Origin of the sequence: Microbacterium sp. (genome assembly GCF_047607465.1) — a bacterium.
Lineage (GTDB): Bacteria > Actinomycetota > Actinomycetes > Actinomycetales > Microbacteriaceae > Microbacterium.
Genome location: NZ_JASGCY010000044.1, coordinates 1 through 19025, shown reverse-complemented (window position 1 = coordinate 19025; position 19025 = coordinate 1). Strand labels below are relative to the sequence as shown.

The following is a 19025-nucleotide window of genomic DNA, read 5'->3' as shown; positions in this document are numbered from 1 at the left end:
CGGGTAGTGTCGTCACGTGAGCGTTACCGTATGGTTGAGCGGCGAAGATGTGGGCGAACAGCTCATCGGCGTTTTCAACAATCCCAAGCTGCTGCTCGGCATCCCGCTCGCGCTGGCCGGCGCGGTCTTCATGTCCCTCGGCGCGCAGTACCAGCACCGCGGCGTCGAGAGGGTCGAGCAGCTCACCGGCGCCGAGGCCACGACGGGGCTGAGCCTCGATCAGGTGCGGCGCCTGCTGATCCGCCCTTCGTGGGTCATCGGCACACTCATGCTCGGCCTCGCGATTGTCTGCCAGCTCGCCGCGCTCTCGGTCGCCCCGCTCATCGTCGTCCAGCCGCTCGGGGCGATCGCCCTGGTGATCACGACACTGCTCAACGCGCGGGTCTCCGGGCACACCCCCACACGGCAGTCCATCACGGCGATCGGCTGCTGCGTCGGCGGCATCTTCCTCTTCGTGTCGTTCGCGGCGGTCTTCGCCACCGAGAAGCCGATCACCAACATCGAGCTGTTCACGATCCTGGCGATCCTGCTCGTGGTGATCATCGTGCTGGGGGCGGCGTGGCTGGTCCTGAGGCATCGGATGCGCGCCCTGTTCTACGTCATCGGCGCCGGCATCCTCTACGGCTTCGTCGCGACCCTCGCGAAGGCGACGATCAACCGCATCGAGAACGGCAGCTTCGACTGGATCACGCTGGTCTGCGTGATCGCTCTCGTCGCGGCCTCCGCGGTCGGCGCCTACTTCGTGCAAACCGCCTACAGCTCGGGCCCGCCCGATCTCGTCATCGCAGGTCTCACCGTCGTCGACCCGATGGTGGCCGTCGTCATCGGCATGCTCGTGCTCGGTGAGGCGGCAGCGGCGCCGGGATGGGTGCTGGTGATCTTCGGCGTCGCCGGCGCGATCGCCGTGTTCGGCGTCGTCGGGCTCGCCCGGTACCACCCGCAGGTGCTCAGCGAGAGCCAGGAGCTCGACATCGAACGGGGCTCCTCCGGCCCGTCGACGGACTCACGAGCGCCGAGGGACGCCGGCGGTCAGTAGGCCTGGTCGATGAGGTCGGGGGAGACCTCGGATGCCGCGGCCTCATCGACGAAGAAGACCGTGCGCTTGCGGCCCTTCGCACCCGCCGCCGGCACGCTCGTGTAACTGGCTCCGGCCAGGGCGAGCCCGAGCGCCGAAGCCTTGTCGGCGCCTGTGAGCACGAGCCATACGCGCTTGGATGCGTTGAGCGCGGGGCGCGTGAGCGTCACCCGCTCCGGCGGCGGCTTCGGCGAGTCGCGCACCGCGAGCACCGCGGCGTCGGTCACCGTGACCTCGGCGCGGTCGGGGAACAGCGAGGCGATGTGGCCGTCGGGGCCGACGCCGAGGAAGCAGACCGCGAACGAGGGCCATGGGTGCTCGGCGGTGCCGAAGCGGGCGAGCTCCGCGGCGTAGGCCTCCGCGGCGCCCTCGAGGTCAAGGCCGCTGTCTGCGGCGGCGATCTCGTGGATGTTCTCGGCGGGCACGTCGATGCGGTCGAGCAGGGCCGCTCGGGCTTGCACGGCGTTGCGGTCGACGTCGTCGTGCGCGACGAAGCGCTCGTCGCCCCACCAGAAGTGCACGAGCGACCAGTCGACGTCGCGCGCGCGGCGGCTCTCCGCCGTCGCGCGCAGCACGGCGCCGCCCATGGATCCGCCGGTGAGAGCGACGTGGGCGACCTTGCCGTTGCGCGTGCGTGCGCGAAGTCTCGTCAGGAACCTGTCGGCGACCCGTGCGGCCAGGGCCGCCGGTGTCGCCTCGACGACGACCCGCTTCTCTGCGGATCCGGCCTGCATCGACATCATTCTCCTGTCTCGGGCGGGCCCAGTCTCTCCCAGCCCTCCGTGATCACCCGACCGTACAGGACATCGGGGTCGAGGCGGCGCAGCTCCTCGGCGAGGCACTCGCGGAGGGTGCGTCGCGGCAGGTGGAGGTCGTGGTCCGGTTGGTCGGGCTGGGTGAGCACGGCGATGCCCGGGGCGGGGCGTTCGAGCAGGATGTCACCGGCCGCGCGCGTCAGCCGCACCGACTTGATGCCCTCCTGCCAGGTGTCCGGCGACTCGTACGACCAGCTCACCGGAACGTCGAGCGCCAGCTGCAGCCACGCCGCCAGCAGCGCGGTCGACGGCGACGCCGAGGCCCCGCGGACCTCGACGGCGGTGACCTCCTGGTACGGCGGCTGGTCGAGCACGGCCGCCAGCTGCTCGCGCCAGTGCGTGAGGCGGGTCCAGGCGAGGTCGGTGTCGCCAGGGGCATGGGTCTCGCCGAGAAGGGCGAGACGGTCGCGCACATCGGGCGAGGTGGCGGCGTCGGTGATCCGGCGCTGCGCGATGCGGCCGAGAGGGGACTTCGACGGCGACGCTGGTGCCTGCTCGGGCCACCAGGCGACGACCGGGGCGTCGGGCAGGAGGAGACCCGTGATCAGGCTCTCCTCGTTGCTGGCCGCGTCGCCGTAGGCGCGCAGCACGACGACCTCGCTCGCACCCGCGTCGCCGCCGACGCGGATCTGCGCGTCGAGCCGGGATTCGCCGCTGCCGGTGGTGAGCACGATGACCCGCATCGGATGCTCGCGCGAGGCGTCGTTCGCGGCGTCGATGGCGGCCTCGGCTACGCCGTTGCGCGCCGCGATGACGAGGGTGAGCACGCGGCCGAGAGCGACGACGCCGCCCTCTTCACGCGCCTTGACGAGATTCTTCGCGACCTGGCTGACGGTCGTGTCGGGAAGGTCGATGATCACGGGCGTCTCCAGATTCGTCCGTCGCGGGCGAGGAGGGCGTCGGCGGATGCCGGCCCCCACGATCCCGGCGCATACTGCTCGAGTGGCCCACCCTGGGCGGCCCAGTACTCCTCGACCGGATCGAGGATCTTCCAGGAGAGCTCGACCTCCTCATGCCGTGGGAACAGCGGCGGATCGCCGAGCAGCACATCGAGGATGAGTCTCTCGTAGGCCTCGGGGCTCGCCTCGGTGAAGGCGTGGCCGTAGCCGAAGTCCATGGTGACGTCGCGGACGTTCGTGCCGTTGCCCGGCACCTTCGAGCCGAAGCGGATCGTGACGCCCTCGTCGGGCTGCACGCGGATCACGAGGGCGTTCTGCCCGAGCTCCGAGGCGTTCGAGCGGCCGAAGAGGTGCTCGGGGGCGCGCTTGAAGACGACCGCGACCTCGGTGACCCGACGGCCCAGCCTCTTGCCGGTGCGCAGGTAGAAGGGCACACCCGACCAGCGCCGCGTCTCGATGCCGAGTTTGATCGCAGCGTAGGTCTCCGTGGCGGAGTGCGGATCCATGCCGTCCTCGTCGAGGAATCCGGTGACCTGCTCGCCGCCCTGCCAGCCGCCCGCGTACTGGCCGCGCGCCGTGGCGAGGGACAGGTCGTCCGGCAGGCGCACCGCGGCGAGGACCTTCTCCTTCTCGGCCCTGAGGTGCTCTGCCGACAGGCTGATCGGCTCCTCCATCGCGGTGAGGGCGAGCAGCTGCAGCAGGTGGTTCTGGATGACGTCGCGGGCCGCGCCCACCCCGTCGTAGTAGCCGGCGCGGCCGCCGACGCCGATGTCCTCGGCCATCGTGATCTGCACGTGGTCGACGAAGTTGCGGTTCCAGATCGGCTCGTACAGTTCGTTCGCGAAGCGCAGCGCGAGGATGTTCTGCACCGTCTCCTTGCCCAGGTAGTGGTCGATGCGGAAAATCGAGTCGGCGGAGAAGGCGACCTCGAGTGCGCTGTTGAGCTCGCGCGCGGATTCCAGGTCGTGCCCGAACGGCTTCTCGATGACGACGCGTCGCCAGCACTCCGCGTCGTCGTTCTCGTCGCCGACGAGCCCGGAGTCCTTGAGCTGCTGCGCGACGACCGCGAACGACTTCGGCGGGATCGAGAGGTAGAAGGCGTGGTTGCCCATCGTGCCCCGCTCGACGTCGAGCTTCTCGACCGTCTCGCGGAGCTTCGCGAAGGACGCGGCGTTGTCGAACTCGCCGGAGACGAAGCGGATGCCCTGCAGCAGCTGCGTCCAGGTCTCCTCGCGGAACGGCGTGCGCGCGTGCTGCTTGACGGCGTCGTAGACGACCTGCGCGAAGTCCTGGTCCTCCCAGTCGCGGCGGGCGAAGCCGACGAGGGCGAAGCCCGGAGGCAGCAGGCCACGGTTGGCGAGGTCGTAGACGGCGGGCATGAGCTTCTTGCGCGACAGGTCGCCGGTGACGCCGAAGATCACGAGGGCGCTGGGGCCCGCGATCCGGTTGAGACGGCGATCGTCGGGGTCACGCAGCGGGTTGTGCCCGCGCGAGATGGGAACAGACATCAGTGGGGGATTCTCCAGGCTGTTTGCTTATTTCTGTGCTGCTTCGAAGAGGGTGAGGACGTCGGCCGACGAATCGGTGATCGTGAGGGAGACCACAGGCCGACCGTGATCGGCGAGGACCGCGGCGTCGCCTGCGGCCTGCGCCTGGATCAGCTGCCCGAATGTGAACGGGCGACCGGGGATCTCGAGGTCGACGTCGGTGCGCTCGAGGATCTGCAGGAACACGCCCTGCGCCGGCCCGCCCTTGTGGTACTGGCCGGTCGAGTGCAGGAAGCGCGGACCCCAGCCGAACGTCGTCGGGCGGCCGGAGTCGGCCGCCACGAGCTCGCGCAGGCCCTGCAGCTGCGGGACGTCGATGCGGTTCACATACGCCTGGATCGACACGTAGCCGTCTGCGCCGAGGCACGCCCAGAGCGCATCGAGGATGCCCTCGATCGTCCCGGAGGCGGCGAGGGCGGCATCCGAGACGCGCACCTCGACGCCGTTCTCGACGAGTACGGGTGCCGTCGGCTCCGGCCGGGCATCGAGGAGGCCGCGGGCCGCGGTCTTGGCCGATTCCACGTCGGGCTGGTCGAAGGGGTTGATGCCGAGGAGGAACCCGGCGATCGCGGTCGCGTGCTCCCAGACGATGAACTGCGCGCCCAGGGTGCCGGAGACGAGGATCTCGCCAGGGTGCTGCTCGCGCAGGTGGAACGCATCGGCGTCGTCGACGAGACGCACGATCTGCAGGTCGTCTGGACGGCTCTCCAGCTCCGGCGAGACGGGAAGCAGCACGACCGGGAGGATGCCGGTGCCGTTCTTCCCGGTCGACTCCGCGATCAGCTGCTCGATCCAGTCGGGGAGACCGTCGATGTGCGTGCCGTCGGCGACGAGGCCCAGCTTGTCGCGGCGGGGCGATGCCGCGGCGATGGCGGCGCCGAGGCGCAGAGCCGGGTTGTCGGCGGAGTCGATGGCGACCTCGAGCAACGAGGCTTCGGCCTCGTCGAGGAGCTCGGAGATGTCCGCGCCGGCGAGGCCGGCCGGGACCAGTCCGAACGCGGTGAGCGCGGAATAGCGCCCGCCGACGTTCGGGTCGGCGGCGAACACGCGGTAGCCGGCCTCTCGGGCCGAGGCTTCGAGAGGGGAGCCTGGATCGGTGACCACGACGATGCGCTCGGCGGGATCGATGCCGAGGTCGCGGAACGCGGCCTCGAAGGTGCGTCGCTGCGAGTCGGTCTCGATCGTGGACCCCGACTTGGAGGAGACGACCAGCACCGTGTTCTCGATGCCGTTGTCGAGTGCTGCGAGCACCTGCCCAGGCGCGGTCGAATCGAGGATGGTGAGCTCGCGGTGCGCGGTCTGCGCGATGACCTCGGGTGCGAGCGACGAGCCGCCCATCCCTGCGAGCACGACGCGCGTGACGCCCCTGGCCGCGAGGTCATCGCGCAGCGCGACGATCTCCGGCACGAGCGGTCGCGAGATCGAGACGGCCTCGACCCATCCGAGACGCATGGCGGCCTCCGCCTCGGCATCCGGACCCCACAGCGTGGCGTCGCCGCCGGTGATGCGGGACGCCACGAGGTCGTGCACGAGGCCGGGGACGGCCTCCTCGATCGCGGCTCTCGCCGCGCCCGAGGCGTGCAGCGCGAAGGTCATCGCTGGGCCTCGAGGCCTTCCTTGACCTGGGCGAGGAGGTCGTGCCAGGAGTCGATGAACTTGGCGACGCCTTCGTCTTCGAGCACCTGGGTGACGTCGGCGAAGTCGATGCCGAGCGCGGCGATGTCGGCGAAGACCTCACGGGCCTCGTCGTAGCCCGCGGTGATGGTGTCGCCGGTGACGACGCCGTGGTCGAAGGTGGCCTCGAGCGTTTTCTCGGGCATCGTGTTCACGACGCCGGGGGCGACGAGCTCGGTGACGTAGAGGGTGTCCGGCAGGGCAGGGTCCTTGACGCCGGTGGACGCCCAGAGCGGCCGCTGCACGTTGGCGCCGGCGTCGAGGAGGGCGGTGGCGCGGTCGCTCGCGAAGCTCTTCTCGTACAGCTCGTACGCGAGACGCGCGTTGGCGAGGCCAGCCTTGCTCTTGAGCGCGTCGGCCTCTGCGGTGCCGATCGCGGAGAGGCGCTTGTCGGTCTCGGTGTCGACGCGCGACACGAAGAACGACGCGACCGACTCGATGGTCGACAGGTCGATGCCTGCGGCCTTGGCTGTCTCCAGCCCGGTGAGGTACGCATCGATGACCTCGGCGTAGCGCTCCAGGCTGAAGATGAGGGTGACGTTGACGCTGATACCAGCACCGATCGCCTGCGCGATGGCAGGCAGGCCCGCCTTCGTCGCGGGGATCTTGACGAGCAGGTTCGGGCGGTCGATCCTCGCCCACAGTTGCTTGGCCTGAACGACGGTGCCCTCGGTGTCGTGGGCGAGGTCGGGGGAGACCTCGATCGAGACGCGCCCGTCGACGTGGCCCGAGGCCTCCCAGACCGGGCGGAAGATGTCGAGAGCGGCCGCGACGTCCTGCGTGGTGGCCGCGAACACGGCCTCCTCGGCCGTCGCGCCCGAGGCCGCGAGCTCGGCGACCTGCGCGTCGTAGGAGGTGTCGCTCGGGTTCGTGATCGCGTTCGCGAAGATCGTCGGGTTCGTCGTCACGCCGGTGACGTTGCGCGTGGCGATCAGCTCCTGCAGATTCCCGGAATCGATACGGGTGCGGGAGAGGTCGTCGAGCCAGATGCTGACGCCGGCGGCGGCGAGATCTGCGGTGGGGGTACTCATGAGCGGGGGACTCCTTGTTCAGTTGGCCTGTGCGGCCAGGGTCTCGCGGGCGGCCGCGACGACGGCGTCGGTGGTGATGCCGAACTCGCGGAAGAGGGTCTTGTAGTCGGCGGAGGCGCCGAAGTGGTCGATGCCGATCGAGCGGCCCTTGTCGCCGACGATGCCGCGCCAGCTGAGGACGGAGCCCGCCTCGACCGACACGCGGGCCGTGACGGATGCCGGCAGCACCGATTCGCGGTAGGCCTCGTCCTGCTCGGCGAACCACTCCAGCGACGGGGCGGACACGACGCGGGCGTTCACGCCCTCGGACGCGAGGGCAGCGCGGGCCTCGACGGCGAGCTGCACTTCGGAACCGGTGGCGATGATGATCACGTCGGGGGTGCCGTTCGGGGCCTCGGCGAGCACGTAGGCGCCCTTGGCCGCGTTCGACGCGGCGGCGAAGACCTCGCCGGATGCCTCGCCCTCGCCGCGGGCGAACACCGGGATGTTCTGCCGGGTCAGCGCGAGCCCGGTGGGACCCTCGTGGCGACGCAGCACCTCCAGCCACACCGCCGCCGTCTCGTTCGCGTCCGCAGGGCGCACGACCGCGAGGTTCGGGATCGCGCGCAGAGTCGCGAGCTGCTCGATCGGCTGGTGCGTGGGGCCGTCCTCACCGAGGGCGACGGAGTCGTGCGTCCACACGAAGATGCTCGGCACGTTCATGAGGGCGGCCAGACGCACCGCTGGGCGCATGTAGTCGCTGAAGATGAGGAAGGTGCCGCCGAACGCACGGGTCTTGCCGTGCAGGACGATGCCGTTGAGGATCGAGCCCATCGCGTGCTCGCGGATGCCGAAGTGCAGCACCCGGCCGTACGGGGAGCCCGACCAGTCGTGCGTGGACCACTGCGCGGGGATGAACGACTTCGCCCCTGCGATCGTGGTGTTGTTGGAGCCGGCGAGATCGGCGGATCCGCCCCACAGCTCCGGCAGCGCACCGGCGAGGGCGTTGATGACCTTGCCCGATGCCGCGCGGGTCGCGATCTCCGTGCCTGCCTCGAACACCGGCAGCGTGCTCTCGATGCCCTCGGGCAGCTCACCGGCCTCGAGCCGGTCGAGCAGCGCCTTGCGCTCGGGGTTCGCCGCAGCCCATGCGTCGAAGTCCGCCTGCCACGCCGCGCGCGCCTCGGCGGCGCGGGAGGCGAGCTCGCGGGTGTGCGCGATCACCGCGTCCTCGACGACGAAGCTCTGCTCTGGATCGAACCCGAGCACCTCCTTCGTCGCCGCGACCTCGTCCGCGCCCAGGGCGTTGCCGTGCACCGACTCGGTTCCGGACTTGTTCGGCGCCGGCCATCCGATGATCGTCTTCAGAATGATCAGCGTGGGCTTGCCGGTCTCGGCCTTGCCCTGCTCGATCGCGTCGAACAGCTCCTGGACGTCCTCGACGTACTGGCCCGTGCGACGCCAGTCGACCTCGAGCACCTGCCAGCCGTACGACTCGTACCGGGCGCGCACGTCCTCCGTGAACGCGACGTCCGTGTCGCCCTCGATCGAGATCTGGTTCGAGTCGTAGATCGCGATGAGGTTGCCCAGCTGCTGGTGCCCCGCCAGGCTCGACGCCTCGCTGGTCACGCCCTCCTGCAGATCGCCGTCACCGGCGATCACGTACACGAAGTGGTCGAACGGGCTCGCACCCGCTGCAGCATCCGGATCGAACAGACCCCGCTCGTACCGGGCCGCATAGGCGAAGCCGACGGCGGAGGCGAGGCCCTGGCCGAGGGGGCCGGTGGTGATCTCGACGCCCTTCGTGTGGCCGTACTCGGGGTGACCGGGGGTGAGCGAGCCCCATGTGCGCAGCGCCTCGAGGTCGCCGAGCTCCAGCCCGAAACCGCCCAGGTACAGCTGCACGTACTGCGTCAGAGAGGAGTGGCCCACCGACAGGATGAAGCGGTCGCGGCCCAGCCAGTCCGTATCCGCCGGATCATGACGCAGCACGCGCTGATACAGCAGGTATGCGACCGGGGCGAGGCTCATCGCCGTTCCGGGATGACCGTTCCCGACCTTCTGCACCGCATCCGCGGCCAGCACGCGCGCGGTGTCCACCGCGCGCCGATCGATCTCATCCCACAGCAGTTCCGACACGTGATGCCCTTCTCCAACGGTTCGAGGGCGCCCGGAGCACGACATCGCGGTCCGCAACGTTACGGAAGGAGGATGCTGGAGCGCCGGGCGCGAGTTGTTTCAGCATAGCGTTGCGGGCGCCGCCGGTTACAGCGCTTGACGACACGCTCTTCACGGGAGGAAATCTCCGCTTCCACCGTGCCAGGAGACGGGGAGAACGACGCGTGGCATAAGATGGAAGAGCTGTCTACGCGCGTGCCCTGAGGAGGCGATCGAGATCTCGACGATGTCTGATCAGACCGCTGTCCGCAAATCCGCCGCTCGCACGGTGAAGGCCTACGTCGCCCTCACGAAGCCGCGGGTGCTCGAGCTGCTGCTCGTCTCGACCGTGCCGGTGATGTTCCTCGCCCAGGGCGGCATGCCGCCCCTCTGGCTGGTGCTCGCCACCGTGATCGGCGGCTCGATGAGCGCCGGGTCGGCTGCCGCGTTCAACATGTACCTCGACCGCGACATCGACGCGCACATGCACCGCACCGAGAACCGCCCGCTGGTGACCGGCGAGGTCAGTCCGCGGGGCGCTCTGATCTTCTCGTGGACGCTCGCGATCCTCTCCACGCTCTGGCTGTGGATCACGACGAACTGGCTCGCGGCGACTCTCTCGGCATCCGCCATCTTCTTTTACGTCGTCATCTACACGATGATCCTCAAGCGCCGCACCGAGCAGAACATCATCTGGGGCGGCATCGCCGGATGCTTCCCGGTGCTCATCGGCTGGGCGGCGGTGACCGGTTCCCTGGACTGGCCGGCCTTCATCCTCTTCGCCCTCATCTTCCTGTGGACGCCGCCGCACTACTGGCCGCTGTCGATGAAGTACAAGGACGACTACGACGACGTCGACGTGCCGATGCTCGGCGTCACCCGCAACGCCTCCCAGGTGGGGCTGCAGGTCATCCTCTACGCCTGGGCGACGCTCGCCTGCTCGCTGCTGCTCATCCCGATCGCCGACATGGGGCTCGTCTACACGGTCTCGGCTCTCGTGTTCGGCGGCTGGTTCATCTACGAGTCGCACCGCCTCTACAACCGCGCAGTGCGCGGCGCCGAGGCGCGTCCGATGCGCGTCTTCCACGCCTCGATCACCTATCTGACGCTGATCTTCGTCGCCGTCGCGGTCGACCCGCTGCTGCCGTTCTGACCGGCGTCATAGCGCCTCGGCGCCTACTGATCTTCGGGCGTGTGTGAGTCCACCGGGCGCTTCAGCTTCAGCACGACCACCGTGTACGCGGCGGCCGAGAGCGACGCCAGCACCATGTGGATGCCGACGAGCAGCGGCGGGAGCCCTTCTCGGGCCTGCCAGACGCCGACGACGACCTGCACCGTGATCGCGACGGCGAGCACGACCAGCCAGCGCCGCGGCTCGAGCCGCAGCACCCACGCGCTGATCAGCAGCACGATCACGAGCACCGCGAGGATGTATCCGGGCCAGGAGTGCACGTGCGCGAGGACAGTCGCGTCGAAGCCATTCCTCCTGATGTCGGCGTCGCCCGAGTGCGGGCCGTTGCCCGTGGTCAGCACGCCGAAGAAGATCGTGGCGGCGAGGGCGAGGCCGGTGACGTGCGTGAGGATCGCGAACCAGAGCGGCACGACCCGCTCGCGTGGGCCTGCGGGGGCGTCGAGACGCACGAGGTAGGCGGTCGTCACGCACACCAGCAGCAGCGAGGCCGTGTAGTGGAAGCCAACGATGAAGGGATCGAGCTCGCTGAGCACGGCGAAGCCGCCGACGACGGCCTGGGCCATGACACCGGCGAGCACGATCCAGGCGAGCAGCGCGAGGTCGCGCCGAGGGAGCGGGCGGCGGAGCGAATCGACGGCACCGGCCAGCACCGACAGCAGCAGCGCCGTCGACATCAGCGCGGCCGCCGGCAGCCCCGTCGCCGCGCCGATCGCGTAGACGGCGACCGCCGCGACGATGCCGCCGAGGGCGAACCACAGGGCGCGCACGACCGGCCGCCGGCCCCCGGCCGTGTACAGGGTGAGCAGCACGACGGCGAGGGCGAGGAGCCCGACGACGCCGGTCATGGTGCGGTTTCCGAACTCGATGAAGCCGTGGATTCCCTGATCGGCATAGATCGGCACGAGGGACTCGGGCGTGCACAGCGGCCACTCCGAGCATCCGAGGCCCGAGCCGGTGAGGCGCACAGCGCCGCCGGTGCCGATGATGACGACCTCGGCGAGGAACGAGAGCCAGGCGAAGACGCGCAGCGGTCGGCCGGCGGTGATCCGGTCGGTCGATCTCACAGTCGCAGCGGTCTCGGGCATGGCACCTCCGGCTCGCCCGGTGTGCGCACACGGCGGCCCGCACGGCGGAGTGAACCTGTAGAATCGGGATGTTGGGATGGCCGCGCACGCGCGGAACGCATCCCTGACAGTTTAGGCGCGATGACAGCGCCGATGATGAGGGCCCACCAACGGCACCCACTCCCGCAGACTCGACGGGATCAGGTGTGTCGGGGCGGATGACACCGTTTCGGGACCTAAAAGGAGAGTGTGTGATGTCGGATGTGCTGATCGACCGCCCGGAGCTCGAAGGGCTGGGGGTGTACGAGTTCGGCTGGCACGACCCCGACGCCGCCGGTGCGAGCGCGAAACGAGGCCTCTCCGAAGCCGTCGTGCGCGACATCTCGGCGCTCAAGAGCGAGCCGGAGTGGATGCTGAAGACCCGGCTCAAGGGTCTGAGCCTGTTCGACCGCAAGCCGATGCCCACCTGGGGCGCCGACCTCAGCGAGATCGACTTCGACAACATCAAGTACTTCGTGCGCTCCACGGAGAAGCAGGCGCAGTCGTGGGAGGACCTTCCCGCCGACATCCGCGAGACGTACGAGCGCCTCGGCATTCCAGAGGCCGAGCGTCAGCGCCTCGTCGCCGGCGTCGCCGCGCAGTACGAATCCGAGGTCGTCTACCACCAGATCCGCGAGGATCTGGAGCAGCAGGGCGTCATCTTCATGGACACCGACACGGCACTGCGCGAGCACCCCGAGTTCTTCGAGGAGTACTTCGGCACCGTGATCCCGGCCGGCGACAACAAGTTCGCAGCACTCAACACGGCCGTCTGGTCCGGCGGCTCGTTCGTCTACGTCCCCAAGGGCGTGCACGTCGAGATCCCGCTGCAGGCGTACTTCCGCATCAACACCGAGAACATGGGCCAGTTCGAGCGGACCCTGATCATCGCCGATGAGGACAGCTACGTCCACTACATCGAGGGCTGCACCGCCCCGATCTACAAGTCCGACTCGCTGCACTCGGCCGTCGTCGAGATCATCGTGAAGAAGAACGCACGCGTGCGCTACACGACGATTCAGAACTGGTCGAACAACGTCTACAACCTCGTCACCAAGCGTGCGGTCGCGCACGAGGGCGCGACGATGGAGTGGGTCGACGGCAACATCGGCTCCAAGGTGACGATGAAGTATCCGTCGATCTACCTCATGGGCGAGCACGCCAAGGGCGAGACGCTCTCGGTCGCCTTCGCCGGCCCCGGCCAGCACCAGGACGCCGGCGCGAAGATGATCCACATGGCGCCGTACACGCAGTCGTCGATCGTCTCGAAGTCGATCGCGCGCGGCGGCGGCCGCGCCGGCTACCGCGGCGAGGTGCGGGTGGATGCCGCAGCGCACCACTCCGCGAACACCGTGCGCTGCGACGCGCTGCTGGTGGACACGAAGTCCCGTTCGGACACGTACCCGGCGATCGACATCCGCGTCGACGACGTGCAGCTCGGCCACGAGGCCACCGTCTCCAAGGTCAGCGAGGAGCAGCTGTTCTACCTGCAGTCGCGCGGCATGCCCGAGGACGAGGCCATGGCGATGATCGTGCGCGGCTTCATCGAGCCGATCGCGCGCGAGCTGCCGATGGAGTACGCGATGGAACTGAACAAGCTCATCGAGATGGGCATGGAAGGATCGGTCGGCTAGTGACGACCCCGACGACCGCGCCTGCACAGGCGCCGCACACGAACGCGCACATCGACCCGGCCGCCAAGGTCGCCGACGCCGGCTTCGTGCCGGTGCAGACCCGCTCCGAGCGGCCGAGCTCCTACGAGCCTGCCGACTTCGGCGCTCCGACCGGCCGCGAGGTCAACTGGAAGCACACCCCGCTCGCCCGCCTCGCGGGTCTCCTCTCGGACGAGGCCGGAGACGGCTTCGCCGTCACCGTCGATCTCGATGGGGCCGCGGCGCACCTCGTGCCCGAGGAGGACGCCCACGGCGAGTTCTTCCGCCCGGAGGATCTCCCCAGCGCACTCGCCTGGAAGCACGCGCAGCGACTGCACCTGCGGATCGAGGCCGATGACGAGGTCGCCGAGCCGATCGTGCTCCGCTTCGACGGCTCCGGTGCCGACAAGCGCGGGTTCGGGCAGATCCTCATCGAGGCGAAGCCGAACTCGCGTGCGACCGTCGTGCTCGACCACCGCGGCTCGGCGCAGTACGCGCAGAACGTCGAGATCATCGTGCGCGATGGCGCTGCCCTCAGCGTGATCAGCCTGCAGCGCTGGGCCGACGACGCCGTGCACGCGGCCGCACACCAGGCCCGCGTCGACGCGAACGCCACCCTCAAGCACTACGTCGTCAGCTTCGGCGGCGGCGTCGTGCGGGTGAACCCGAATGTCGAGCTCGCCGGTGCCGGCGCGGAGGGCTACCTCTACGGCCTGTCCTACGCCGATGCCGGGCAGCACCTGGAGAGCCAGGTGTACCTGCACCACAAGGGCCCGCACACCGTCGGCGACGTCCTCTACAAGGGCGCGCTGCAGGGCGAGAGCGCGCACAGCGTGTGGATCGGCGACGTGCTCATCGGTCCAGACGCCATCGGCACCGACTCGTACGAGGCGAACCGCAACCTGGTGCTCACCGAGGGCGCGCGCGCCGACTCGATCCCGAACCTCGAGATCGAGACCGGTGACATCCTGGGTGCCGGCCACGCGAGCGCGACCGGTCGTTTCGACGACGAGCAGCTCTTCTACCTGCAGGCGCGCGGCATCACCGAGGAGGAGGCGCGGCGGCTCGTCGTGCTCGGCTTCCTCAGTGACATCGTTCAGCGCCTCGGCATCCCCTCCCTCGAGGAGGAGCTGCTGGCCGCTGTCGAGGCCGAACTGGCGGCGGTGAGCGCGTGAGCGCCGAGCGCGTCTGCGGGGTCGCCGACCTCGAGACCGACACGCCGCTGCGCGTCGAGCCGGGCGGTGTGCCCATCACCGTCATCAAAGACGCCGATGGCACGATCCACGCGATCGGCGACACCTGCACGCACGGCGACATCTCCCTCTCCGAGGGCTTCGTCGAAGGCGACACCGTGGAGTGCTGGGCCCACGGCTCCGCCTTCTCGCTGCTCACCGGCAAACCGCAGAACCTCCCCGCTTTCGAGCCCGTCCCGGTCTACATCGTCGAGATTGACGGTGACGACGTGCTCATCGACCCGACTGTCACGAAGGAAGTCTGAATGTCTGTTCTCGAGATCCGCGACCTGCACGTCACGGTTGAGACCGAGGCGGGTACCACCCCGATCCTCAACGGAATCACCCTCACCATGCGCACGGGGGAGACCCACGCGATCATGGGCCCCAACGGCTCGGGCAAGTCGACGCTGGCGTACACGATCGCCGGCCACCCCAAGTACACCGTCACCGGAGGCTCCATCACCTTCGATGGCGAGGATGTCCTCGAGATGAGCGTCGACGAGCGCGCCCGCGCCGGCCTCTTCCTCGCGATGCAGTACCCGGTCGAGATCCCCGGTGTCACGGTGACGAACTTCCTGCGCACCGCCAAGACCGCCCTCGACGGCGAGGCTCCGTCGATCCGCTCCTGGACCAACGAGGTCAAGGATGCGATGGGGAACCTGCGCATGGACCCGAAGTTCGCCCAGCGCAACGTCAACGAGGGCTTCTCCGGCGGTGAGAAGAAGCGCCACGAGATCCTTCAGCTCGAGGTGCTGAAGCCGAAGTTCGCCGTGCTCGACGAGACCGACTCCGGTCTCGATGTCGATGCGCTGAAGATCGTCTCCGAGGGCGTGAACCGCGCCAAGGAGGCCACCGGACTCGGCGTGCTCCTGATCACGCACTACACCCGCATCCTCCGCTACATCCGTCCCGACTTCGTGCACGTCGTCGTCGCGGGCAAGATCGTCGAGGAGGGCGGCCCCGAGCTCGCCGACCGCCTTGAGGAAGAGGGATACGACCGCTTCCTCGACCCCGCCGCTCCCATCGAGGCGTAGGCTGATCGCATGACAGCGACCCTCACGGACGAGAAGTACGACGAGGTCACCGAGGCTCTCAAGGACGTCATGGATCCCGAGCTCGGGATCAACGTCGTCGACCTCGGTCTCATCTACGACCTCGCGTGGGACGACGAGAACGACGCCCTCGTCATCCACATGACGCTCACGAGCGCCGGATGCCCGCTCACCGACGTGCTCGAGGAGCAGACGGCGCAGGCGCTGGACAAGGTGGTGGATCGCTTCCGGATCAACTGGGTCTGGATGCCGCCGTGGGGTCCGGAGCGGATCACCGACGATGGGCGCGACATGATGCGCGCCCTCGGCTTCGCGATCTGACGCGCATCGCAGCGTCGCCGTGACGCTGCGCCGCGTCTCGGGAAGACTCTCCGGGAAGATCACATCAGGAGGACGGATGCTCGAGGTCAGAGCGCTCACGATCGACGAGCTCCGGCAGCGCAGCAGTGAGAAGTGGCGGGAGTACCCCGCCGATGTGCTCCCGTTGTTCGTCGCCGAGACCGACTTCCCGCTCGCCCCGACCGTCCGAGCGGCGCTGCAGCGGGCGATCGACACCGGTGACACCGGGTACGTCGCCTCGCGCAACCCGCTCGCCGAGACCTACGCCCGGTTCGTGCAGCGCCGCTTCGGCTGGGAGGTCGACCCCGCCCGCATCCGCTCGACGGCCGATGTCAGCATGGGCATCGTCGAGATCCTCCGCCGCGTCGTGCAGCCGGGGGAGCGGGTCGTCGTCATGCCTCCCGTCTATCCGCCGTTCTACGATCTCGTCGACGAGGCCGGCGCCGAACTCGTGCGCGTGCCGCTGCGCGACACGGGATCCGCGTGGGAGATCGATCTCGCCGGCATCCGTTCCGCCCTCCAGGACGGCGCGCGGGCGATCCTGCTGTGCAACCCGCACAACCCCACCGGCACCGTGCACGCGCGCGACAGCCTCGCCGCCCTCGCCGAGCTCGCCGACGAATTCGACGCCGCGGTGATCTCCGATGAGATCCATGCGCCGCTCGCGCAGCCGGATGCCGGATTCACGCCGTTCCTCGCCGTGAGCGAGCCTGCACGTCGCATCGGCTACGCCGTGGTCAGCGCCAGCAAGGCGTTCAACCTCGCAGGCCTCAAGTGCGCGCTCATGGTCGGCGCCGACGATCGCACGACGGCGGTGCTGCGCCGCCTCCCGATCGAGGTGGTGTGGCGCACCGGTCAGCTCGGCCTGATCGCCGCGGTCGCCGCGTTCAGCGAGGAGAGCGAGGAATGGCTGGATGGGCTGCTGCGCACGCTCGACGAGAACCGCCGGCTCCTCGGCGACCTGATCGCGCGGCACCTGCCCGGCGCCCGCTACCGCCTTCCGGATGCCGGCTACCTCGCCTGGATCGACCTCTCCGGCCTCGGGCTCGGGGAGGAGCCTGCGCGGAGGATCCTGCGCGAGGCGCGCGTCGCCCTCAACGCCGGCGTCGGGTTCGGGGCGGAGGGCGCGGGGCACGTGCGGCTGAACTTCGGCACCAGCCCCGAGATCATCACCGAGGCGATCGAACGCATCGCCGCGCTCCCGCGCGGATGAGCGCGTCCACGGCGCCGGCGACGATCTGGGACCGCGAGCGGGTGTGGGTCACCACAGGAGGAGTGGCCCTCATCTTCTTCGCGGCCATCGAGGCCCTCGCCGTGACGACGGTGATGCCGATCGTCAGCGCGGCGCTGGACGGGCAGTCGCTGTACGCCGTCGCGTTCGCCGGCACATTGGCGACGAGCGTCATCGGCATGGTGGCCGCGGGTGCGTGGTCCGATGCGCGCGGGCCGCGCGGCGCGCTGCATGCGGCAGTCGTCCTCTTCATCGTCGGCATGGTCATTGCCGGCAGCGCCGCGACGATGCCGCAGTTCCTCGTGGGCAGGCTCGTGCAGGGGCTCGGCGCCGGCGGGCAGACGGTCGCGCTGTACGTCGTCATCGCCCGGCTGTACCCCGCGCACCTGCACGGGAGGATCTTCGCCGCGTTCGCCGCCGCCTGGGTGGTGCCGTCGATGATCGGCCCGTTCCTCGCGGGCGCCGTCGCGCAGTACCTCGACTGGCGCTGGGTCTTTCTCGGCGTCGCCGTGCTGACCGCGGTGGCGTTCGCGATCATCGCGGTGCGCCTGCACGGGCTCGATCTCGGTAACGGCACGCCGCAGAACGCGCGCGCTCTGCTGGTGAGGCTCCTGCTGGCGGTGGTCGTCGCGGTCGGCGCCGTCGTCGTCGGTCTCGCAGCCGACCGCCCGGACGCACTGGGCTGGCCGGTGGCCGCGATCGCGATCGCCGTGATCGGTGCCGCGATGCTGCCGCTGATCCCGCGCGGCACGTTGCGCGCTGCTCGGGGCCTGCCGAGCGTGATCCTGATGCGCGGACTCGTCTCCGCCGCGTTCTTCGCGGCGGAGGCGTACATCCCCTACCTGCTGATGGAGGAGTTCGGCTTCACGCCGACCTGGGCGGGGATCGGGCTGATGCTCTCCGCGCTCGCTTGGGCCGGCGCATCGCATCTGCAGGGGAGGTTCGGCGACCGCCTCGGGAACCGGCGGATCATGCTGCTCGCGATCGGATCGATCCTCGTCGCGCTCGTGCTCGTCCTCATCGCGTCCGCCGCAGTGACCCCCGTCCTCGTCGTCGTCGGCTGGGGGTTCGCCGGGGCGGGCATGGGCCTGCTCTACCCGCGGCTGACCGTGCTGACCCTCGCCTACTCGGACGAGGGCGATCAGGGCTTCAACTCCTCGGCCCTCTCCATCGCCGACTCGACGACTTCTGCGGTGGCCATCGCCGTCGCGGGCCTCGGCGTGGCGGCGCTCGGCGGGGGAGCGGATGCCTTCGTGCTGGTGTTCGTGCTGGGTATCGCGCTCGCGCTGCTCGCCCTCGTGCCCGGTCTCAGGCTCGGGCACGCGGCCGAGTCGCGCTGAGCCCGGCGATCGCCGTCACCCCGAGGTCGAACACGCGATCCAGCCCCGCCGTCGGGTCGTCGTCGCCGGATGCGGCCCCGTGGCTGTGCGCGTGCATGCGCTGCTGCACCAGGGCGGTGTGACCGAGGATGAAATGCAGCAGCGCCGCGGCGCGCTCGGGGTTCTGCTCTGGGAGCGAGCGCAGGAGGGCACGCTCGGCGTGCGCCGAGCCGAGCCCGAGCGCCGAGGTGCTGAGGACGAGCTCCGCGCCGTCGCGGTGGGCGAGCAGCGCATCGCGGATGCCGCGGGCGCACGCGACCGGGTCGGATTCCGCGATGGGCACGCGGGCGGTGATCCGGTCGGCGAGCTCGGCGAGCAGGAGCTGCTTGCTGGCGAAGTGCCAGTACAGGGCGCTGGGCTGCACCTCCAGCCGGGCGGCGATGCGCCGCATCGACAGGTCGGGCAGACCCACCTCATCCAGCAGTGCGAGAGCGGCGCGCGCGACGCTGTCGCGATCATGACGGGTCGGGTTGCGATCGGGGCTCACAGCACCACTATAGTGAACACCGTTCAGGTGAACACTGTTCAGGAGCCTCGACGAAGGAGTCTCAATGAAGTTGTCAAGCCGCGATTGCGGTCTTCGTTGGGCTGTCGATCGTGAAGGTTCGGTTGTCGCGCAGGAGTGCCCAGAGGACGTCGACGCGGCGTCGGGCGAGGGCGAGGAG

General features: G+C 69.5%; 17 protein-coding genes. 9 read left to right on the top strand and 8 right to left on the bottom strand.

Annotated elements, in window-relative coordinates; genetic code table 11:
• The first annotated feature begins 16 nt into the window (after window positions 1–16).
• The gene (locus QM568_RS05425) at window positions 17–1036 is read left to right on the top strand and encodes a DMT family transporter (protein ID WP_415136614.1); all 1020 of its coding nucleotides are present in this window, start codon (window positions 17–19) and stop codon (window positions 1034–1036) included.
• On the opposite strand, the gene pgl is transcribed toward QM568_RS05425, so the two are convergent.
• From pgl to tkt, 6 genes are read right to left on the bottom strand one after another with little or no spacing between them, the layout of a single operon-like run.
• The gene (gene pgl, locus QM568_RS05420; protein WP_415136612.1) at window positions 1030–1818 is read right to left on the bottom strand and encodes a 6-phosphogluconolactonase; all 789 of its coding nucleotides are present in this window, start codon (window positions 1816–1818) and stop codon (window positions 1030–1032) included. The genes QM568_RS05425 and pgl overlap by 7 nt on opposite strands.
• The gene (locus QM568_RS05415; protein ID WP_415136610.1) at window positions 1815–2750 is read right to left on the bottom strand and encodes a glucose-6-phosphate dehydrogenase assembly protein OpcA; all 936 of its coding nucleotides are present in this window, start codon (window positions 2748–2750) and stop codon (window positions 1815–1817) included. Before QM568_RS05415 ends, pgl begins: the two co-directional genes overlap by 4 nt.
• Entirely contained in the window at window positions 2747–4297 is a 1551-nt protein-coding gene (gene zwf / locus QM568_RS05410) for a glucose-6-phosphate dehydrogenase (RefSeq protein WP_415136608.1), read from the bottom strand. The genes QM568_RS05415 and zwf overlap by 4 nt, the downstream gene beginning before the upstream one ends.
• A gap of 27 nt (window positions 4298–4324) precedes the next feature.
• Window positions 4325–5932 (bottom strand): glucose-6-phosphate isomerase, encoded by a 1608-nt coding sequence (locus QM568_RS05405; RefSeq protein ID WP_415136606.1) that lies wholly within the window; start codon window positions 5930–5932, stop codon window positions 4325–4327.
• The gene (gene tal / locus QM568_RS05400; RefSeq protein WP_415136604.1) at window positions 5929–7041 is read right to left on the bottom strand and encodes a transaldolase; all 1113 of its coding nucleotides are present in this window, start codon (window positions 7039–7041) and stop codon (window positions 5929–5931) included. The genes QM568_RS05405 and tal overlap by 4 nt, the downstream gene beginning before the upstream one ends.
• An 18-nt stretch (window positions 7042–7059) precedes the next feature.
• The gene (gene tkt, locus QM568_RS05395) at window positions 7060–9159 is read right to left on the bottom strand and encodes a transketolase (protein ID WP_415136602.1); all 2100 of its coding nucleotides are present in this window, start codon (window positions 9157–9159) and stop codon (window positions 7060–7062) included.
• A gap of 265 nt (window positions 9160–9424) precedes the next feature.
• Here tkt and QM568_RS05390 point away from each other — a divergent pair, with 265 nt between their 5' ends.
• Window positions 9425–10330 (top strand): heme o synthase, encoded by a 906-nt coding sequence (locus QM568_RS05390; RefSeq protein WP_415136600.1) that lies wholly within the window; start codon window positions 9425–9427, stop codon window positions 10328–10330.
• A gap of 23 nt (window positions 10331–10353) precedes the next feature.
• Here the strand turns inward: QM568_RS05390 and QM568_RS05385 are convergent, their stop codons facing one another.
• Complete coding sequence (locus tag QM568_RS05385; RefSeq protein WP_415136598.1) at window positions 10354–11454, bottom strand: COX15/CtaA family protein; 1101 nt, start codon at window positions 11452–11454, stop codon at window positions 10354–10356.
• 233 nt (window positions 11455–11687) lie between these two features.
• Here QM568_RS05385 and sufB point away from each other — a divergent pair, with 233 nt between their 5' ends.
• From sufB to QM568_RS05350, 7 genes are all read left to right on the top strand, one after another.
• Window positions 11688–13106 (top strand): Fe-S cluster assembly protein SufB, encoded by a 1419-nt coding sequence (gene sufB, locus QM568_RS05380; protein ID WP_415136596.1) that lies wholly within the window; start codon window positions 11688–11690, stop codon window positions 13104–13106.
• Window positions 13106–14299 carry a Fe-S cluster assembly protein SufD gene (sufD, locus tag QM568_RS05375; protein WP_415136594.1) on the top strand — a complete coding sequence of 398 codons (1194 nt, stop codon included), beginning with the start codon at window positions 13106–13108 and terminating at the stop codon, window positions 14297–14299. The genes sufB and sufD overlap by 1 nt, the downstream gene beginning before the upstream one ends.
• Complete coding sequence (locus tag QM568_RS05370; protein ID WP_415136592.1) at window positions 14296–14622, top strand: non-heme iron oxygenase ferredoxin subunit; 327 nt, start codon at window positions 14296–14298, stop codon at window positions 14620–14622. The genes sufD and QM568_RS05370 overlap by 4 nt, the downstream gene beginning before the upstream one ends.
• The gene (gene sufC, locus QM568_RS05365; protein WP_415136590.1) at window positions 14623–15393 is read left to right on the top strand and encodes a Fe-S cluster assembly ATPase SufC; all 771 of its coding nucleotides are present in this window, start codon (window positions 14623–14625) and stop codon (window positions 15391–15393) included.
• Window positions 15394–15402: 9 nt separating this feature from the next.
• Window positions 15403–15732, top strand: coding sequence for a metal-sulfur cluster assembly factor (locus QM568_RS05360; RefSeq protein WP_353113410.1), 330 nt, complete (start codon window positions 15403–15405; stop codon window positions 15730–15732).
• A gap of 76 nt (window positions 15733–15808) precedes the next feature.
• Window positions 15809–16963, top strand: a complete 1155-nt coding sequence (locus QM568_RS05355; RefSeq protein ID WP_415136588.1) for a MalY/PatB family protein — start codon at window positions 15809–15811, stop codon at window positions 16961–16963.
• On the top strand, window positions 16960–18321 hold the full coding sequence (locus tag QM568_RS05350) for an MFS transporter (RefSeq protein ID WP_415136586.1): 1362 nt from the start codon (window positions 16960–16962) through the stop codon (window positions 18319–18321). Before QM568_RS05355 ends, QM568_RS05350 begins: the two co-directional genes overlap by 4 nt.
• On the opposite strand, the gene QM568_RS05345 is transcribed toward QM568_RS05350, so the two are convergent.
• Window positions 18290–18847, bottom strand: coding sequence for a TetR family transcriptional regulator (locus QM568_RS05345; RefSeq protein ID WP_415136584.1), 558 nt, complete (start codon window positions 18845–18847; stop codon window positions 18290–18292). The genes QM568_RS05350 and QM568_RS05345 overlap by 32 nt on opposite strands.
• Window positions 18848–19025: the final 178 nt, after the last annotated feature.